This window comes from Actinomadura sp. KC345 (assembly GCF_004348515.1).
Lineage (GTDB): Bacteria > Actinomycetota > Actinomycetes > Streptosporangiales > Streptosporangiaceae > Spirillospora.
On sequence record NZ_SMKH01000009.1, the window covers coordinates 1 to 17,668 of the forward strand.

Annotated in this window: 16 protein-coding genes; 9 read left to right on the top strand and 7 right to left on the bottom strand. The window is 71.8% G+C overall.

Translation table 11 applies throughout. From position 1 onward, the window contains the following. Together E1281_RS02800 and E1281_RS02805 are read left to right on the top strand one after the other, a co-directional pair. On the top strand, positions 1-715 hold a 715-nt coding region (locus E1281_RS02800), incomplete at its 5' end, for a biotin--[acetyl-CoA-carboxylase] ligase (protein ID WP_131875525.1). A gap of 124 nt (positions 716-839) precedes the next feature. Next, entirely contained in the window at positions 840-1,865 is a 1,026-nt protein-coding gene (locus tag E1281_RS02805; RefSeq protein WP_131875566.1) for an adenylate/guanylate cyclase domain-containing protein, read from the top strand. 4 nt (positions 1,866-1,869) lie between these two features. Here E1281_RS02805 and bfr read toward each other — a convergent pair whose 3' ends face one another. Together bfr and E1281_RS02815 are read right to left on the bottom strand one after the other, a co-directional pair. Next, positions 1,870-2,367 (bottom strand): bacterioferritin, encoded by a 498-nt coding sequence (gene bfr / locus E1281_RS02810; protein WP_131875526.1) that lies wholly within the window; start codon positions 2,365-2,367, stop codon positions 1,870-1,872. A gap of 101 nt (positions 2,368-2,468) precedes the next feature. Continuing rightward, positions 2,469-2,753 carry a (2Fe-2S)-binding protein gene (locus tag E1281_RS02815; protein ID WP_131875527.1) on the bottom strand — a complete coding sequence of 95 codons (285 nt, stop codon included), beginning with the start codon at positions 2,751-2,753 and terminating at the stop codon, positions 2,469-2,471. A gap of 241 nt (positions 2,754-2,994) precedes the next feature. Here E1281_RS02815 and glgX point away from each other — a divergent pair, with 241 nt between their 5' ends. From glgX to E1281_RS02840, 5 genes are all read left to right on the top strand, one after another. Then, positions 2,995-5,208, top strand: coding sequence for a glycogen debranching protein GlgX (glgX, locus tag E1281_RS02820; protein ID WP_207943069.1), 2,214 nt, complete (start codon positions 2,995-2,997; stop codon positions 5,206-5,208). After that, positions 5,201-7,594, top strand: coding sequence for a malto-oligosyltrehalose synthase (gene treY / locus E1281_RS02825; protein ID WP_243716509.1), 2,394 nt, complete (start codon positions 5,201-5,203; stop codon positions 7,592-7,594). The genes glgX and treY overlap by 8 nt, the downstream gene beginning before the upstream one ends. Before the next feature lie 2 nt (positions 7,595-7,596). After that, a complete protein-coding gene (gene treZ / locus E1281_RS02830; RefSeq protein WP_131875568.1) occupies positions 7,597-9,387 on the top strand; it encodes a malto-oligosyltrehalose trehalohydrolase in 1,791 nt (596 codons plus the stop codon). Positions 9,388-9,538: 151 nt separating this feature from the next. After that, positions 9,539-10,210, top strand: a complete 672-nt coding sequence (locus tag E1281_RS02835; protein WP_131875529.1) for a response regulator transcription factor — start codon at positions 9,539-9,541, stop codon at positions 10,208-10,210. Between the two features lie 99 nt (positions 10,211-10,309). Then, positions 10,310-11,581, top strand: a complete 1,272-nt coding sequence (locus E1281_RS02840; RefSeq protein ID WP_131875530.1) for an ATP-binding protein — start codon at positions 10,310-10,312, stop codon at positions 11,579-11,581. A 22-nt stretch (positions 11,582-11,603) separates the two neighbouring features. On the opposite strand, the gene E1281_RS02845 is transcribed toward E1281_RS02840, so the two are convergent. Beyond that, entirely contained in the window at positions 11,604-12,239 is a 636-nt protein-coding gene (locus E1281_RS02845) for a GtrA family protein (protein ID WP_243716510.1), read from the bottom strand. 223 nt (positions 12,240-12,462) lie between these two features. Between E1281_RS02845 and E1281_RS02850 the strand changes: the two genes are divergently transcribed. Both E1281_RS02850 and purE read left to right on the top strand, forming a co-directional pair. After that, complete coding sequence (locus tag E1281_RS02850) at positions 12,463-13,656, top strand: 5-(carboxyamino)imidazole ribonucleotide synthase (RefSeq protein ID WP_207943070.1); 1,194 nt, start codon at positions 12,463-12,465, stop codon at positions 13,654-13,656. A 49-nt stretch (positions 13,657-13,705) separates the two neighbouring features. Beyond that, positions 13,706-14,200 carry a 5-(carboxyamino)imidazole ribonucleotide mutase gene (gene purE / locus E1281_RS02855; RefSeq protein ID WP_131875532.1) on the top strand — a complete coding sequence of 165 codons (495 nt, stop codon included), beginning with the start codon at positions 13,706-13,708 and terminating at the stop codon, positions 14,198-14,200. A 7-nt stretch (positions 14,201-14,207) separates the two neighbouring features. Here purE and E1281_RS02860 read toward each other — a convergent pair whose 3' ends face one another. The 4 genes from E1281_RS02860 to E1281_RS02875 form a co-directional block, all read right to left on the bottom strand. Continuing rightward, the gene (locus tag E1281_RS02860) at positions 14,208-14,627 is read right to left on the bottom strand and encodes a CoA-binding protein (protein WP_131875533.1); all 420 of its coding nucleotides are present in this window, start codon (positions 14,625-14,627) and stop codon (positions 14,208-14,210) included. A 40-nt stretch (positions 14,628-14,667) separates the two neighbouring features. After that, positions 14,668-16,002, bottom strand: coding sequence for a UDP-glucose/GDP-mannose dehydrogenase family protein (locus E1281_RS02865; protein ID WP_131875534.1), 1,335 nt, complete (start codon positions 16,000-16,002; stop codon positions 14,668-14,670). 247 nt (positions 16,003-16,249) lie between these two features. Beyond that, positions 16,250-16,768, bottom strand: a complete 519-nt coding sequence (locus tag E1281_RS39935) for a hypothetical protein (RefSeq protein WP_165958762.1) — start codon at positions 16,766-16,768, stop codon at positions 16,250-16,252. Between the two features lie 74 nt (positions 16,769-16,842). Beyond that, positions 16,843-17,649, bottom strand: coding sequence for a thioesterase family protein (locus E1281_RS02875; RefSeq protein WP_131875535.1), 807 nt, complete (start codon positions 17,647-17,649; stop codon positions 16,843-16,845). Between the last annotated feature and the right edge of the window lie 19 nt (positions 17,650-17,668).

Genomic DNA, 17,668 nt, shown 5'->3' on the forward strand with positions numbered 1-17,668 from the left:
GGCCGGGGACGGGGCGCCGGAGGGAAGCGTGCTGGTCACCGAGCTGCAGACGGCCGGGCGGGGGCGGCTGGGACGGACCTGGACGGCGCCGCCGCGGTCGGGGCTGATGTTCTCGATGCTGCTGCGGCCGCGGGTGCCGGTGCCGATGCTGGGATGGGCGCCCTTGCTGACGGGCGTGGCCGTCGCGACCGCCGTCCGGCGTATGACCGCGTGGTCGCAAGAGGGTGAGCGGTTCCTCGGCGAGGGCGGCGACGCGGCCGTGGACGCGCGGCTCAAGTGGCCGAACGACCTGGTGGCCGGGGAGCGGAAGCTGGCCGGGATCCTCGCGGAGAAGATCGACGACGGGCTCGTCGTCGGGGTGGGGCTGAACGTCGGCCTGCGCGAGTCGGAGCTGCCGGTGGACACCGCGACCTCGCTGGCCATCGAGGGGGCGCCGCTGAGCGACCGGGCGCCGCTGCTGCGCGCGGTCCTGCGCGAGTTCGCGACCTGGTACCGGGAATGGACGGCGCTCGGCGGTGATCCGGAGAGCAGCGGCCTGCGTACCGCGTACAAGGACCTGTGCGCCACGCTCGGCCGCCGGGTGCGGGTCGAGCTGCCCGGCGAGGAGAGGCTGACCGGTACGGCACGGGACGTGGACGGATCGGGGCGGCTGGTGGTCGCCGGGACGGACGGGGACCGCGTGGTCGCCGCGGGCGACGTGGTGCACGTCCGGTGAACGGGGAACGTGGATCTGAGGTCCGGACGTTGATCGTGTTGCTGATCTGCAACGATATGTCCCGGTACCGATCCATGGCGCCGGCGTCCCTGGCCGGGGACGGCGGCGGACTGAGGGGCGGATGATGTCGGCCGGACTGCCGGATCCGAAGGAGATCGAAGAGCTCCTGCTCGGGGGCGAGCTGCGCTACACCCGTGTCGACGCCGTGCGGCTGTCGGGGGTGTCGCGGGAGTTCTCCGGCAGGATCTGGCGCGCGTTCGGCTACCCGTCGATGCCGGACGAGACCGTCGCCTACACCGACGGCGACGTCGCGGCCCTCGACCGCCTCCGCCGCCTCGTGGACGACGGCATCCTCGACGAGGACGGGGTCGTCCGCCTGGTCCGGGCGTTCGGGCAGACGATGACGCGCCTCGCCGAATGGCAGGTCAGCCTGCTGCGGAGCATGCTCCCGCAGGACATGAACGAGCCGCCGTCCGCGGAGGCGGTGGAGACGATCGTGGACATCGCCGAGAAGCACATCGGCGAGTTCGAGCCGCTGGTCGTGCACGCCTGGCGGCGGCAGCTCGCGGCGGCCGGGACGCGGGCGCTGGGCGCGGCGGCGACCCGGGAGAACGGCGACCCGGCGGGCCGGCCGATGACCACGGTCGGGTTCGCGGACATGGTGTCGTTCACGCAGGTCAGCCGGGAGCTGGAGGAGATCGAGCTGGCCCGGGTGGTGGAGTGGTTCGAGGAGACCGCCGCCGACATCGTCGCCTCGCTGGGCGGGCGGCTGGTGAAGACGCTCGGCGACGAGGTGCTGTTCAGCGCGGAGACGCCGGAGATCGGCGCGGAGATCGCGCTGACGGTGGCGTCGGCCATCCAGGACGAGACCGAGGTCCCGGACGTGCGGGTCGGGGCCGCCTACGGGCCGGTGCTGCCGCTGATGGGCGACGTGTTCGGCACGACCGTCAACCTCGCCGCCCGGCTGACCTCGCTGGCCCGCCCCGGCTCGGTCGTGATCGACGCCGAGCTGGCGGCCCGGCTGGACGGCCGGCCGGACTACGAGGTGACGCGGATCGTGCGGCGTCCGGTCCGCGGCCTCGGCATCATCCAGCCGTACGTGCTGCGCCGTGATCGCAGGCCGAGGCCCGCGGAGCCGGAGACGCCGTAGCGGCTCAGACGGGTTTGGGGCCGTCGTCGCCGGGCGAGCCGGTGAGCCGCTGCTTGTAGTTCTGCTCGCCGAGCTCCTGGACGAGGCTCAGCTCGGTCTCCAGGTAGTCGATGTGCTCCTCCTCGTCGGCGAGGATGTCCTCGAAGATCCGGGCGGAGGTGATGTCTCCCCGCGAGCGCATCAGGTCGATGCCGGGCCGCAGCCGGGCGACCGCCTCCAGTTCGATGGCGAGGTCGGCCTCGAGCTGCTCGACGATGGTCTGCCCGATCCGCAGGGTGCCGAGCTTCTGGTAGTTCGGCAGGCCCTCCAGGAACAGGATCCTGTCGGTGAGCCGCTCCGCGTGCCGCATCTCGTCGAACGACTCGTCGCGGGTGTGCTTGGCGATGCGGGTGAAGCCCCAGTTCTCCTGCATCTTCGAGTGCAGGAAGTACTGGTTGATCGCCGTGAGTTCCGCGGTGAGCTGGTCGTTCAGCAGCGCGATGATGTCCTTGTCGCCTTCCATGCCCCCATGCTTGCACGACCACCCTGTTCCGGACAGCACTAACCCCCGCGATGGCGGCTTCCGCCCTGGTCGGCGGCGCCATGCGGGTGTCCGGGTCCGGATCAGGCGGCGGTCTGCGGAGCGGCGCCCCCTTCGCTGGTCTCGGGGCCGGGGGTCTCGGGAGCCTCGGGGACGGCGGTCAGCGTGGCCGGGCCGCCGGTGAGGGCGTCCGCGAGTTCGCTCGCGGTGCGGTACTCGCTGACCATCGTGTGGATGCGCTTGGTGCACATGCCGCATCCCGGCTTGAAGCCGCAGGCGGCCTTGACCTCTTTGGCGGTCGTGCAACCGTCCGCCATGCAGCCGTGAACGTCGTCCTCGGTGACGACGTTGCAGATGCACACGTACATCGGCTGGCGGACCTTCCGTGCGGCTACCGTTGCTCCATATGCCTGACCAGGGAGCTTAGGGCACCCTCATTAAGGTTAGGCTCCCCTAAAGTAGCTCAGGAATGTTCGATCTGGCCAGAGCCCTCCCATTCGGGACCGGTGTGATCTAAACCTCACGGGGAAGGGCATGGGCTGTGCGTCGCCGCGCCCGCACACCGGTCCCGTGCGCACGGCGGCGCCGCGGGACTGGAGGGTCGGGACGGTGGCGCAGATCTGGCCGGGGGAGGCCTACCCCCTCGGGGCGCGGTTCGACGGCGCGGGGACGAACTTCGCCGTCTTCTCCGAGGTGGCCGAGCAGGTCGAGTTGTGCCTGTTCGACGGGCCGGCGGGCGACGGCGAGGAGACGCGGCTCGCGCTCCCGGAGGTGGACGCCTTCGTGTGGCACGGGTACCTGCCGGGCGTGATGCCGGGGCGGCGGTACGGCCTCCGGGTGCACGGACCGTACGAGCCGCGCCGCGGCCTGCGCTGCAACCCCGCGAAACTGCTCCTCGACCCGTACGCGCAGGCGATCGAGGGGACGGTCGACTGGGACGAGTCCTGCTTCGGCTACGACTTCGGCGACCCGTGGTCGAGGAACGACGCCGACTCGGCGGGGCACACGATGCGGTCGGTGGTCGTCAGCCCGTACTTCGACTGGGGCGACGACCGGCCGCCGCGCATCCCGTACCACGAGACGGTGATCTACGAGGCGCACGTCAAGGGCCTCACCGCGAGGCATCCGGACATCCCGCCGGCGCTGCGCGGCACCTACGCCGGGCTGGCCCACCCGGTGATCATCGACCACCTGCGCTCGCTCGGGGTGACGGCGGTCGAGCTGATGCCCGTCCACCAGTTCGTCCACGACGACGCGCTGACGGGCCGCGGGCTGCGCAACTACTGGGGCTACAACACCATCGGCTTCTTCGCGCCGCACAACGAGTACTCGTCCTCCGGGCAGCGGGGCGAGCAGGTGCTGGAGTTCAAGGCGATGGTGAAGGCGCTGCACGGGGCGGGCATCGAGGTGATCCTCGACGTCGTCTACAACCACACCGCCGAGGGCAACCACCTGGGGCCGACGCTGTCGTTCCGCGGCATCGACAACCCCTCGTACTACCGGCTCACCGAGGACGACCCCCGCTACTACATGGACACGACGGGCACGGGGAACAGCCTGCTGATGCGGAGCCCGCACGTTCTGCAGCTGATCATGGACTCGCTGCGGTTCTGGGTGACCGAGATGCACGTGGACGGGTTCCGCTTCGACCTCGCGGCGACGCTGGCCCGCGAGCTGCACGCGGTCGACCGGCTGTCGGCGTTCTTCGACCTCGTCCAGCAGGACCCGGTCGTCTCGCAGGTGAAGCTGATCGCCGAGCCGTGGGACGTCGGCGAGGGTGGCTACCAGGTCGGCAACTTCCCGCCGCTGTGGACGGAGTGGAACGGCCAGTACCGCGACACGGTCCGGGACTTCTGGCGCGGGGAGCCGGGCGCGCTGCCCGACTTCGCGTCCCGGCTGACGGGCTCGTCCGACCTGTACGCCGACGACGGCCGCCGCCCGATCGCCTCGATCAACTTCGTGACCTGCCACGACGGGTTCACGCTGAACGACCTGGTCTCCTACGACAGGAAGCACAACGAGGCCAACGGCGAGGGCGACCGGGACGGCACCGACGACAACCGGTCGTGGAACTGCGGCCATGAGGGGCCGACCGACGACCTGGACGTCGTCTCCCTGCGCGAGAGGCAGAAGCGCAACTTCCTGACCACGCTGTTCCTTTCGCAGGGTGTGCCGATGCTGCTGCACGGCGACGAGATCGGCCGGACGCAGGACGGCAACAACAACGCCTACTGCCAGGACAACGAACTCTCCTGGGTCGACTGGACGGGCCTGAGCGAAGACCGGCCCCGGACGTCCGGCCGCTCCAGGCCCGGCCATGACGAGCGCGGGTTCATGCTCGACTTCGTCCGGCAGCTGTCCACGCTGCGCACCGAGCATCCGGTGTTCCGGAGGCGGCGCTTCTTCCTCGGCGACCAGCGGACGAAGAAGGCCCGCCGCTCGGCGAACGCCAGGCCCGGGGGGAAGGCGAGACCCGAGGATTTGCCCGACCTGGTCTGGTTCACCCCGGACGGCACGGACATGGGCGACCGCGACTGGTCCGCCGGCTTCAGCAAGTCGCTGAACGTGTTCCTGAACGGCGACGCGATCGGGGAGCCCGACCCCAGGGGACGGCAGGTCAGGGACGACTCGTTCCTCCTGCTGATCAACGCGCACGACGGGGGTCTGGCGTTCACGCTTCCGCCCGCCGCATACGGGCAGATGTGGATGAAGGTGCTCGACACCGCGGACCCGCTGCTCCCCGAGGAGGAGTCGCCCGTCGTCAAGGCCCGCGAGATCGTCCAGGTCGCCGACCGCTCGATCCAGGTTCTGCGCCGTGTATGAGGAGATCGACGAGGCGGAGGCCGCACCCGCCCCCGAGGAACCGCTCCCCGACGACCCCCCTGATGAGGAGACCGTGTCCGAGGAACACCAGGCCGAAGAGAACCTGTCCGGAGCGCCCGTCCCCGCCGACGACGGTTCCGGCGCGCCTCCGTCCGGCACCTACCGGCTCCAGCTCCGCGGGACGCCGGAGGAGCGCTTCGGATTCGCCGAGGCCGCCGCGCTGGCCCCCTATCTCGCGTCGCTCGGCGTGTCCCACGTCTACCTGTCGCCCGTCCTCCAGGCCGCCCCCGGGTCCACGCACGGCTACGACGTGGTCGACCACTTCCGCCTGGCGGACGAGCTGGGCGGCGCCGAGGCGTTCGGGGCCATGGCCGCCCGGTTCCGGGCGCACGGGCTGCGGGTGCTGGTCGACGTCGTCCCGAACCACATGGCGATCCCGGAGCCGAGGGAACTGAACATGCCGTTCGGCTCGGTCGCCGCGGAGGGGCGGGGATCGCCGTACGCGACGTGGTTCGACATCGACTGGGAGGCGGGCGGCGGCCGCGTCGTCCTGCCCGGCGAGGGCGAGCCCAACTACCGCCGCTTCTTCGACATCTCCGGGTTGATCGGGGTGCGCCAGGAGGACCCCGAGGTCTTCGAACGCACGCACGCCCTGCTGCTCGGCCTGGTGGAGGAGGGCATGGTGCACGGCCTGCGCGTCGACCATCCGGACGGGCTCGCGGACCCGCGCGGCTATCTGCGGCGGCTGTCGGAGGCGGCCCCGGGCGCCTGGCTGCCGGTCGAGAAGATCACCGAGGGGGAGGAGCGGCTGCCGCCGGACTGGCCGTGCGCGGGCACCACCGGGTACGACTCGCTCGGCATGGTCGGCGGCCTGTTCCTCGACCCGGCCGGGGGGAAGCCGCTCACCGACCATTACGTATCGTTCACCGGCGGCCCGCGTGACTTCGAGGACGTGAAGCATGAGGCCCGCCGCCACGCCGCGACCCACAGCTTGAAGCCCGAGATGGACCGGCTTCTGCGCGTCCTCCACCGTGTCGTGGGCGAACCCCGTCCCGGCCTGGAGCGGGCCTTGGTCGAACTGCTCGTCGCCATGCCCGTCTACCGTGCCTACGTCGTGCCGGGGGAGGACGCGCCTCAGGCGGCCGTGGACGTCCTGGAGGAGTCCGCTCGCCGTGCACGAGCGCATCTCCCAGAGGAGGCGCACGACGACCTGAAGACCATCGTGGACCTCGCCCTCGGGCGGGGTGAGCAGACCGCCGCCGAGTTCATCGTGCGGTTCCAGCAGACGTCGGCCCCGCTCGCGGCCAAGGGCGTGGAGGACACGGCCTTCTACCGGTGGAACCGCATGGCCGTGCTGAACGAGGTCGGCGGCGACCCGGGGCGGTTCTCCGTGACCCCGCAGGACTTCCACGCGCACTGCATCCGGCTCGCCCGCGACTGGCCCTTCACGATGACGACGCTGTCCACGCACGACACCAAGCGCGAGGAGGACGTGCGCGCCTCGCTGGCGGTCCTGTCGGAACTGCCGGGCGAGTGGGCGGAGGCCGTGGACCGCTGGCGGCACTGGGGTTCCGGTGGACAGGGCGGTTCCGGTGGACAGGGAGGTCCCGGTGAGTCGCCCTTGGAACCCGACCTCGAATACCTGCTGTGGCAGACGATCGTCGGCGCGTGGCCGATCACCGCCGGCCGCCTGGAGGAGTTCCTCACCAAGGCGATGCGCGAGGCCAAGACCCGCACCTCGTGGACCGCCCAGGACCCCGCCTACGAGGAGGCCGTCCTCGCCTACGCGCGCGGCGTGCTGGCCGACCCTGACCTCATCACCGACCTGGCCGCGTTCGTGTCGAAGCTGGCTCCCCACGCCCGCGTGAACTCGCTCGGGCAGAAGCTCGTCCAGCTGGCCATGCCGGGCGTCCCGGACGTCTACCAGGGCTGCGAGATGGCCGGCCTGGCGCTGGTCGACCCCGACAACCGCCGGCCGGTCGACTACGGGCGCCGCCGGGAGCACCTCCAGCGGCTGGACACCGGCCGGCTGCCGAAGGAGGCCGACGACGAGAAGCTGCTGGTCACCTCGCGGACGCTGCGGCTGCGCCGGGCGCACCCGGAGTGGTTCGGCCCGGGGGCCGGGCACGAGCCGGTCGCCGCCCGCGGCCCCGCGGCCGAGCACGTGGTCGGGTTCGCCCGCGGCGACGCGGTCGCGCTGGCCACCCGGCTGCCCGCGGGGCTGGAGCGCCGCGGCGGCTGGGACCGGACCAGGGTCGACGTCGTCCGGCAGGGCTGGCGGGACGTGCTGACCGGCTGCACGCACATGGGCCCGATCCTGGACGCCGCACGCGTCTTCGAGCACCTGCCCGTCGCGCTGCTCGTCCCGAGGGAAATCGATCGGTGACCATGGGGTTCGAGGTGTGGGCACCCGCCGCCGGCCGCGCGGACGTCGTGGCGGAAGGCACCCGGCATCCCATGGAGCCACTGGGCGGACGTCCGGGCTGGTGGGGGGCCGAGGTCACGGGCCCGGCACACGGGACCGACTACGGCTTCGCCCTGGACGGTGCGGACGAGGTCCTGCCCGACCCGCGCTCACCATGGCAGCCGAACGGCGTCCACGGCCGGAGCCGCGTCTACGACCACGACCGGTTCGCATGGACGGACCAGCACTGGCATGGACGCCCGCTCCCCGGAAGCGTCCTGTACGAGCTGCACGTAGGCACCTTCACGCCGGAAGGGACGTTCGACGCCGCCGCCGAGCGTCTGGACCATCTGGTGGCGCTGGGCGTAGACGCGGTGGAGCTTCTGCCCGTCGCCGCATTCCCCGGTCACCACGGATGGGGGTACGACGGTGTCCATCTGTGGGCGCCGCATGAGCCGTACGGCGGTCCGGACGGGTTGAAGCGCTTCGTCGACGCCGCCCATGCGCGCGGTCTGGCGGTCGTCCTGGACGTCGTCTACAACCACCTGGGGCCGGACGGGAACCGCTTGGCCGCCTACGGGCCGTACTTCACCGGCGCCCACACCACGCCATGGGGCGACGCGGTGAACTTCGACCAGGAGGGCTCGGACGAGGTCCGGGCGTTCGTCGTCGAGAACGCGCTGATGTGGCTGCGCGACTACCACTTCGACGGGCTCCGCCTCGACGCCGTCCACGCCATCACCGACCACAGCGCCGTGCACATTCTGGAGGAGCTTGCACAGTCGGTGGCGGGCCTCTCCGCGACCCTTGGGCGCACTCTGTTCCTCATCGCGGAATCCGATCTGAACGACCCGCGCCTGGTGACGTCCAGAGAGGCGGGCGGATACGGGCTCGACGCGCAGTGGAGCGACGACTTCCATCACGCCCTGCACGCCGCGCTCACCGGCGAGCGCCAGGGCTACTACTGCGACTTCGGCTCCCTGGGAACGCTCAAGAAGGCACTCACGAACGTCTTCGTCCATGACGGGACCATGTCGACCTACCGGGGACGGCACCACGGGCGCCTTGTCGACACGCAGAGGCTCCCGGCACACCGCTTCCTCGGCTTTCTGCAGAACCACGACCAGGTGGGCAACCGGGCTGCGGGCGACCGGATCGGCACCGTCCTGGCGTCCTCGGAGATCTCCCCGTCGATGCTCAAGGTCGGCGCGGCGCTGCTCCTGCTCGCCCCCTTCACGCCCATGCTGTTCATGGGCGAGGAGTGGGGCGCGTCCACCCCGTGGTGCTACTTCACCGACCACCAGGACCCCGAGCTCGCCCGCGCGGTGAGCGAGGGACGCCGGCGCGAGTTCGCGCGGCACGGCTGGAGCGGCGGAGTTCCCGATCCACAGGCTGTGGACACTTTCCGGCGCTCCATCCTCGACTGGTCGGAGTGCGACCGTCCTCACCATCGCGACCTGCTCGAATGGCATCGGGCCCTGCTCGCGCTGCGCCGGTCCCGGCCGGATCTGAACGATCCCCGCCTGTCCGAGACGGCCGTCGAGGTGGACGAGGGAAAGATGCGCTGGCTGATGATGTGGCGCGGTCCGGTGTGCGTCGCGGCGAACTTCGGCTCTCTCCCGGTGGTGCTCCCGGTGGTGAAGGCTCCGGGGAGGGCCCGCCCCCGGCTGCTGCTCGCCTCGGATCCGGCAATAAGCCTGGACGCGGACACCTCGGGCGAATCCGCATCGGGCTCCGTGGGGCTGCCGGGGGCCGCCGTGGCCGTGTTCGAGTGACCGCGCGGGCCCCGTCGGCCGGGCGTGATGAGAAGTGCATCCCGATTAAGTCTGATAAGACGTATTCGCGGATGTACTACGAGTGGCAAACCGCAGGTCAAGAGCGCGGCGCACGCCGGGCAATGTTCAAGAATCGTCATACGATCGGTCCATGACCTCAGTACTGCTCGCCGAGGACGACACGTCCATCTCCGAGCCTCTCGCCCGCGCGCTGCGTCGCGAGGGGTACACCGTCGAAGTCAGCCTGGACGGCCCGCAGGCCCTGGAACGGGCGCTCGGCGGTGGCGTGGACCTGATCGTCCTAGATCTCGGCCTGCCCGAACTGGACGGCCTTGAGGTGGCCCGCAGGGTACGGGCCGAAGGCCACGGCGTGCCCATCCTGATCCTCACCGCCCGGGCCGACGAGGTCGACACCGTCGTCGGGCTCGACGCGGGCGCCGACGACTACGTGACCAAGCCGTTCCGGCTGGCCGAGCTGCTCGCCCGGGTGCGGGCGCTGCTGCGCCGGGGCAGCACCGAGACGCCGATCGTCCAGGGGGTGCGGATCGACGCCGAGTCGCGCCGCGCCTGGATGGGCGAACACGAGCTCCAGCTGACCACCAAGGAGTTCGACCTGCTCCGCGTCCTCGTGAGGGACGCGGGCAAGGTCGTGACCCGCGAACAGATCATGCGCGAGGTGTGGGACACCAACTGGTGGGGTTCCACCAAGACGCTCGACATGCACATTTCCTGGCTGCGCCGCAAGCTCGGCGACGACGCCGGCAGCCCCCGCTACATCACGACGGTGCGGGGCGTCGGCTTCCGGTTCGAACGCGGCGACTAGCTCCGGCCGCCACGGCCGCGCGACACGACCCGGGGCCTTCCCGAGGGGCCCCGGGCGCGATGCCGCATGTTCCGTGGCCCCACCCTCGAAGGAGCCCTGATGAGGCGCCGACTCCTCCTGTCGACGCTCGCGGTGGCGGTGGTCGCGATCCTTTTGCTCGGCATACCCCTCGCCTACACCGCGCACAAGCTCGTCTACGACGGCGCCGCCCGGTCCCTGGACCGTGAGGCGTCCTCCATCGCCGGCGGTGTCGGCCTCGACCTGGAGAGGCACCGGCCGGTCACCGGCGACGTCATCGCGCGGGAGTATCCGGAGCGGCACATCTCGATCACCATGCCGGACGGCCGGACGCTCACCGCCGGTCCCGGCAGGGCGGAGCGGTCGCTCAGCGCCACCGCGTCCCAAGGCGGGGTACGGGTGCGGGTGTCGCGCCCCGAGGCCGCGATCCGGGCCGACGCGCTGCGGCTGCTGCTGCTCATCGCCAGCCTCGCCCTGCTCGGCGTCGCCGTCACCGTCGGCCTGGCGATGGTGCAGGCCCGCAAGCTGACCCTGCCGCTGGTCGACCTCGCCGAGACCGCCGACCGGCTCGGCAGCGGCAACGCCAGGCCGCGCCGCCGCCGCTACGGCATCCCGGAGGCCGACCGGGTCGCCGAGGTCCTGGACCGCAGCGCCGTCCGGATCGCCGACCTGCTGGCCAACAGCCGCGAGTTCGCCTCCGACGCCAGCCACCAGCTCCGCACGCCGCTGACCGCGCTGTCCATGCGGCTGGAGGAGATGATCGAGGCGGCCGACTACCCGGACGTCGTCCGGGAGGAGGGCGCCGCCGCCGTCGCGCAGGCCGAACGGCTCGTCGCGGTCGTCGAGCAGCTGCTGTCGCGCGCCAAGCACGACCGGACGGGCACCGCGGCCGCGTCGTCCATCGACGAGATCATCGCCCAGCAGGTCGAGGAGTGGCGGCCCATCTTCGGCCGGGACGGCCGGGACGTGCGGGTCGTCGGGGAGCGGAGCCTGGTCGCCATGACCAACTCCGAGGGCCTCTCCCAGATCGTCGCGACGCTGCTGGACAACTCGCTGATGCACGGCGCCGGCACCGTCACCATCCGCACCAAGCCGACCCTGAACCACGTGGTGGTCGAGGTGGGCGACGAGGGCACCGGGATACCGCCCGAGCTGGTCCCGCGGATCTTCGAACGGAGCGTCAGCGGCGGCCGCGGCACCGGGCTCGGGCTGTACCTGGCCCGCTCCCTGGCCACGGTGGACGGAGGACGGCTGGAGTTGTTCCAGGCGCGGCCGGCGGTGTTCGGCGTCACGCTCCGCCAGGCCGCCGAGGTGCGTCTCGCGGCGCAACCGGTCGTGATGGGACCCGCCTGACCGGCGGGCCCGGATCCGGGCTCTAGATCTCGGCGTAGTCCTCGGCGGCGCGGGAGCCGAGAGGGCGGCCGAGGCGCGCGGACGGGGCCTCGTGGCCGTTCGCCCGGTGGACGCCGGGCCCCTCCGTGGTCAAAGCGTCCGGGATGGGCGTGTCCTCGGCGGGCGTGTCCTCGGCCGGCGTGCCGGGCGCCTCCGGCAGCCCGGACGCGGGGTCGACGCGCGGCGCGCTCGCGGGCAGGAACACCCACTTCTTGTACGACCAGAAGCGGAACAGTGACGCCACGCCGGTACCGATGATCAGTGCGGCGTTGTAGGAGAGCGGGCCGGACAGCCCCAGCACGTAGTGCGTGAAGCCGATGAACAGCTCGGTGATCACGAGCCCGACGCCGTTCAGCGCGAAGAACAGCACGTATTCGCGGCCGAGCCCGGTGCGGTCGCGGTGCCGGAACGTCCAGTAGCGGTTGGCCAGGTACGAGAACGTCGTCGCGATCAGCGTGGCGACGCCGTTGGACGTCAGTGGCCCCACCCCCATGCCGGTGTGGAGGACGTTGCCGATCGCGAGCGTGATGACGAACGCGATCGCGCCCACGCTGCCGAACTTGGCGAGTTCGCGCACGAGATGCTCGAACCGCCGGTGGAGATTGGCGACCAGGCTCACGAAGGGGAACCGTCCTTCCGGACTTCGGCTGTTCGCCACGACACGAGCGTGGCGGCTGTGGCGGGGGTATGACGAGAATAGACGCCCGTGGCCTCTGGGACGTCCGAACATGAACGTTTCACTTCGCCAGTGCGTTCCTTGCCCATTGTCCGATACCCCACACACGGGTACGACGCAGGGCGCGGATGACGGGTTCGCGCGGATCGCCCGATAGCCTTCTGACGTGACAGAACGAGCGCAGCGCCGGGAGGCGCCCGTCGTCGGGATGGCGGGCGGTGGACAGCTGGCCCGGATGACGCAGCAGGCCGCGATCGGGCTCGGCGTGTCGCTCCGCGTGCTCGCCGGGGCGCCGGACGAGTCGGCGGCCAGGGTCGTCTCCGGCGTCCGGGTCGGCGACGACCGCTCCCTGGACGATCTGCTGGCGTTCGCCAAGGGCTGCGACGTCGTGACGTTCGACCACGAGCACGTCCCGGGTCCGCACATCCGGGAGCTTGAGGCTTCGGGTGTGCCGTGCCGTCCCGGATCCGCGGCCCTGGCCCACGCCCAGGACAAGCTCGTCATGCGCGACCGGCTCAGCGCGATGGGCGTCCCGTGCCCCGCCTACGCGCATGTGCCGCCGTCCGCGCCCCTGGCGTTCCTGGAGGCGTTCGCCCGCGAGCACGGCTGGCCCGTGGTCCTCAAGGCGACCCGCGGCGGCTATGACGGCAAGGGCGTCTGGATCGTCGGGGACCTCGACCGCGAGGCGCACGCCCTCGTCCAGCGGCTGCTGTCGGAGGGCGTCGACCTGATCGCCGAGCGGCACGTCCCGTTCCGGCGGGAGCTGGCGGCGCTCGTCGCGCGCTCCCCGCACGGGCAGGGGGCCGCGTACCCGATCGTGGAGACCGTCCAGGAGGGCGGCATCTGCACGGAGGTGATCTCACCGGCGCCCGGCCTGGACGAGGACACCGCGGCCGAGGCGCAGCGGCTCGCGCTGACCGTCGCGGGCGAACTCGGCGTCGTCGGCCTTCTCGCGGTCGAGCTGTTCGAGACCGATGACGGGCTGCTGGTGAACGAGCTGGCCATGCGTCCCCACAACTCCGGGCACTGGACGATCGAGGGCGCCCGGACGTCGCAGTTCGAGCAGCACCTGCGTGCCGTCCTCGACCTGCCCCTCGGCTCCACCGAACCCACCGCCCCGTACACGGTCATGGCCAACGTGCTCGGCGGCGACGACCCGGACGTCTACTCCCGCTACTTCCACGTGATGGCCCACGACCCGGGCGTCAAGGTGCACATGTACGGCAAGGAGTCGCGTCCGGGCCGCAAGATCGGCCATGTGACCGCGCTCGGCGACGACGTCGCGGAGACGCGCGAGCGCGCCCGCCATGCCGCCGGCTACCTGCGGTGGGGAACCGATATGAAGGAGCACAAAGAATGAGCGAAGCGAACCGGGGGGTGTGGGGGGTCGTCCCCCCACGGAGGCGCGCATGAGCGAGCCGGTGGTCGGCGTGGTGATGGGCAGCGACTCGGACTGGCCGGTGATGGAGGGCGCCGCGCGGGCGCTCACCGAGTTCGGCGTCCCCTACGAGGCCGACGTCGTCTCCGCGCACCGGATGCCGCACGACATGATCAACTACGGGGAGACCGCGGCGGCCCGCGGGCTCAGCGTGATCATCGCGGGTGCGGGCGGGGCCGCGCATCTGCCGGGCATGCTGGCCTCGGTCACGCCGCTGCCGGTGATCGGGGTGCCCGTCCCGCTGAAGCACCTGGACGGGATGGACTCGCTGCTGTCGATCGTCCAGATGCCCGCCGGGGTGCCCGTCGCCACGGTCGCGGTCGGGGCCGCCCGCAACGCCGGGCTGCTGGCCGTCCGCATCCTGGCCGCGTCCGACGACGACCTCCGGGCCAAGATGAAGGTCTTCCAGCAGGACCTCTACGGTCAGGCCAAGGCGAAGGGCGCGCGGCTCCGCGAGAGCCTCTGAGGGGCCGTCAGCGCCGCAGGGCCCACTCGACCGCCGGGCAGCGGTCCATGACGACGTCGAGCCCGGCGTCCAGCGCGCGCCGGGCCGCCGCCTCGTCGATCACCTGGAGCGGCAGCCAGACCGCCTTCGCGCCCGCCGCGATCGCCTCGTCCACCGCCTGCCCGGCGTGCTCGGCGCGCCGGTAGACGCCCACCACGTCCACGGAGGACGCGTCCGGCACCTCGGCCAGGGACGCGTAGCCCTTCTCGCCGAGGACGTCCCGCGCCGCGGGATGGACGGGGATGATCCGCTTGCCGCGCTGCTGCATCAGCCTGGCCTGGTCGTAGACCTCGCGTGCCGGGTTGTCGCCGAGCCCGACGAACGCCCACGTCCTGGACTCGTTCAGCAGCCGGCGGATGACGCCCTGATCGGCGAACACATCAGACATGCCCACGACAACAGCGCCTGCGGCCCGTTCCTTCCCCGGTTCAGGGGCGTCCGAGGGCCCGGTAGTTCCAGTCGGCCGCGCGCCAGCGCTCCGGGTCCAGGGCGTTGCGCCCGTCCACGATGTTGCGTTCGGCGACGGCCTCGCCGAGCGCGAGCGGGTCCATGTCCCGGAACTCCGCCCACTCGGTCAGCAGCAGCACGACGTGGGCGCCGTGCGCCGCCGACATCGCCGACTCGCCGTACTCCAGCGAAGGCTGGGCGCGGCGGGCGTTGCGCATGGCCTGCGGGTCGTACACCGTCACCGCGGCGCCCTGCGCGCGTATGGACGCGGCCACGTCCAGCGCGGGGGAGTCGCGGACGTCGTCGGAGTTCGGCTTGAACGACGCGCCCAGCACCCCGACCGTCCGCCCGGCGAACGAGCCGCCGAGCATCTGCCGGGCGAGGTCCACCATCCGGATCCGCCGCCGGATGTTGATCTCGTCGACCTCGCGCAGGAACGTCAGCGCCTGGTCGGCGCCCAGCTCCCCGGCGCGGGCCATGAACGCGCGGATGTCCTTCGGGAGGCAGCCGCCGCCGAAGCCGAGGCCGGGTCCGAGGAACTTGCCGCCGATCCGGTCGTCGTAGGACAGCGCCTCCGAGAGCTTGGTCACATCGGCGTGCGCCGCCTCGCAGACCTCCGCCATCGCGTTGATGAAGGAGATCTTGGTGGCGAGGAACGCGTTCGCCGACACCTTGACCAGCTCGGCGGTCGGGTAGTCGCTGGTGATGAACGGGGTGCCGGCGGCGATCATCGTCCGGTAGATCTCCCGCAGCACCTTCTCCGCGTGCCCGGCCGCGCCCTGGTCGGCGGGCAGCCCGGCGACGATCCGGTCCGGGTGCAGGGTGTCCTGGACGGCGAAGCCCTCGCGCAGGAACTCGGGGTTCCACGCCAGCAGGGCGTCGTCGCCCACCGGCGCGAGCCGCGCCATCGTCTCGGCCAGCCGCGCGGCCGTCCCGACCGGCACGGTGGACTTGCCGACGACGAGGCACGGCCGGTGCAGCAGCGGTGCGAGCGTGACGATCGCGTCGTCCACGTAGGTGAGGTCGGCGGCGTACTCCCCGGACTTCTGCGGGGTGCCGACGCACAGGAAGTGCACCTCGCCGAACTCCGCGGCCTCCGTGTAGGACGAGGTGAAGCGCAGCCGCCCGCTCTCCAGCCCCCGGCGCAGCACGGGCTCCAGACCCGGCTCGAAGAACGGCAGGTCACCGGCCGAGAGCCGGGCGATCCGCTCCTCGTCCACGTCGAGACCGAGCACTTCGAAGCCGAGATCGGCCATGCAGGCCGCGTGGGTGGCGCCGAGATAACCCGTTCCGATGACCGTCAGCCGGTTGGACAAGGCCCGCTCCTCTCGCTCCGCTCTCGCCGACTCGCGGCCTCTACTCCAAGGTGCCCGCAAGGGGCCGCTCCGTACGCCGGCCGCCTTGCAGTACCGGCCGGTAGTTTCCGGGTCGCGTGATGCACGGTCCCGAATCGTACGGGGAGGCGGGTGCGGATGGGGCGCCGGAGGCGATCGCGATCGCGGAAGGGCCGTTCCGTGACCCGGCCTGGGGACGGGCGGCGGCGCCCGTCCCCAGCGGCCTCGGTCAGCTGTGGGAGATCTCGAGCATCAGCTTGCCGTCCGCGCCCCTGTGCGGGTGGAGGGTGAGCCCGTTGAAGTTCGCGGTCGTGTGGTGGCCGTCCGTCGGCATGCTGGTGACGGCCCGCGACTTCCCGTTGCGGACGGTGAAGGTCACGCGCGTGCCCTTGAGCTCGACGCCGATCGACTCCGCCCCGTGGCCCTTGTCGAGGGTGATCGTCTGGCCGTCCTTGATCTCGATCTTGCAGTCCGCGTCGCGGCACTCCTCCAGCGCGGCGTCCGCCTTCACGTCCTCGTCCTGCGCGGCGGGCTCCTTGCCGGGCGCGGCCGTGCCGGACGGCGAGGCGGGCGTCGAGGCCGGCGACGAGGGCGACGCGGCCGCCGGGGGCGACTCCGCGGGCGCCAGGGCGGACGGCTCCGGCGCCGGCGGTGGCGCGGCGGGTGCGGCGTTCGCGGCGGTGATGCCGCCGGCGAGGGCGAGCGCGGAGGCGGCCGTGGCGAGCAGGGCGAGGATCCTTGTCGACATCCTGTGAACTCCTGATGAGTGACTACTCTCGGTCACCCTGTTGTTACCCACAGCATTCGATCAAGAACGTGGTGTCACCCGGAAGGGCGCTCGTCGACGAGGAGCGTCTGCCACGCCCGGCCGAAAACGCCGGACGCGTCGGCGAGCGACGCCTCGCACAGGGCGCTGCCGCCGGGGCTCGCGTCCAGGGACGCGGCCATGCACAGCCACGCGCCGGCCGGGTCGCGGTGCAGCGCGACGGTCAGGTCCGTGTTGATGATCAGCCACTTGGACAGATCGAGCTGGCTTCCGATGCCGGACGCGCTGTCCGCCAGCGTCAGGGCGCGCACCAGCGGAGTGTCGGACTCGCCGGGAACCAGCGGGATCCGGGGCCGTGCCCAGGTGGTGCCGGGGCCCGGCTCACCGAAGGTGCCGTGGACGATCCGCCACTCCATCGCGGACAGGTAGCCGCCGACGTGGACGCCCGGCCAGTCCGGGAACCGCGGGGTCGTCCCGGGCAGGGGCGGTGGAGCCGGAGCGTGGACGACGGGCTCCAGGTGGGGCGGGGCCTCCATGATCCGCCAGGCGGTGGCGCGGACGACGGTGCGGCCCTCGTGGGTCATCTCCGCTTCGAGAAGCGTGATCCGCCTGCCGGGACGGACGACGCGGACGGAGATGTCCAGCACCGCCACCGGGACGGGGCCCAGCAGCTCGACCGTGACCCGCGCGATCCGGGTCCCCGGGACGGGGCCGTGCCGCTCGAAGGCCCGTCCGATCAGGCCCGAGACGGGGCCGCCGTGCTGGAAGCCCGGCGACCAGGGTCCGGCGGTGGCGGGCGTGGCGGCGAACCGCCCGTCGCCGAGCGGCTCGTAGAAACTCCCGGCGGCAGCGCCCTCGGTCATGGGACTCTCCTCCTGGCTA

Excerpts from the sequence above, each read along its gene's own strand:
- E1281_RS02860 (WP_131875533.1), bottom strand. The coding sequence starts at position 14,627 with ATGTCTGATGTGTTCGCCGATCAGGGCGTCATCCGCCGGCTGCTGAAC.
- E1281_RS39935 (WP_165958762.1), bottom strand. The coding sequence starts at position 16,768 with ATGTCGACAAGGATCCTCGCCCTGCTCGCCACGGCCGCCTCCGCGCTC.
- E1281_RS02835 (WP_131875529.1), top strand. The coding sequence starts at position 9,539 with ATGACCTCAGTACTGCTCGCCGAGGACGACACGTCCATCTCCGAGCCT.
- E1281_RS02840 (WP_131875530.1), top strand. The coding sequence starts at position 10,310 with ATGAGGCGCCGACTCCTCCTGTCGACGCTCGCGGTGGCGGTGGTCGCG.
- purE (WP_131875532.1), top strand. The coding sequence starts at position 13,706 with ATGAGCGAGCCGGTGGTCGGCGTGGTGATGGGCAGCGACTCGGACTGG.
- bfr (WP_131875526.1), bottom strand. The coding sequence starts at position 2,367 with ATGGAAGGCGACAAGGACATCATCGCGCTGCTGAACGACCAGCTCACC.
- E1281_RS02875 (WP_131875535.1), bottom strand. The coding sequence starts at position 17,649 with ATGACCGAGGGCGCTGCCGCCGGGAGTTTCTACGAGCCGCTCGGCGAC.
- treZ (WP_131875568.1), top strand. The coding sequence starts at position 7,597 with ATGGGGTTCGAGGTGTGGGCACCCGCCGCCGGCCGCGCGGACGTCGTG.
- E1281_RS02805 (WP_131875566.1), top strand. The coding sequence starts at position 840 with ATGTCGGCCGGACTGCCGGATCCGAAGGAGATCGAAGAGCTCCTGCTC.
- E1281_RS02815 (WP_131875527.1), bottom strand. The coding sequence starts at position 2,753 with ATGTACGTGTGCATCTGCAACGTCGTCACCGAGGACGACGTTCACGGC.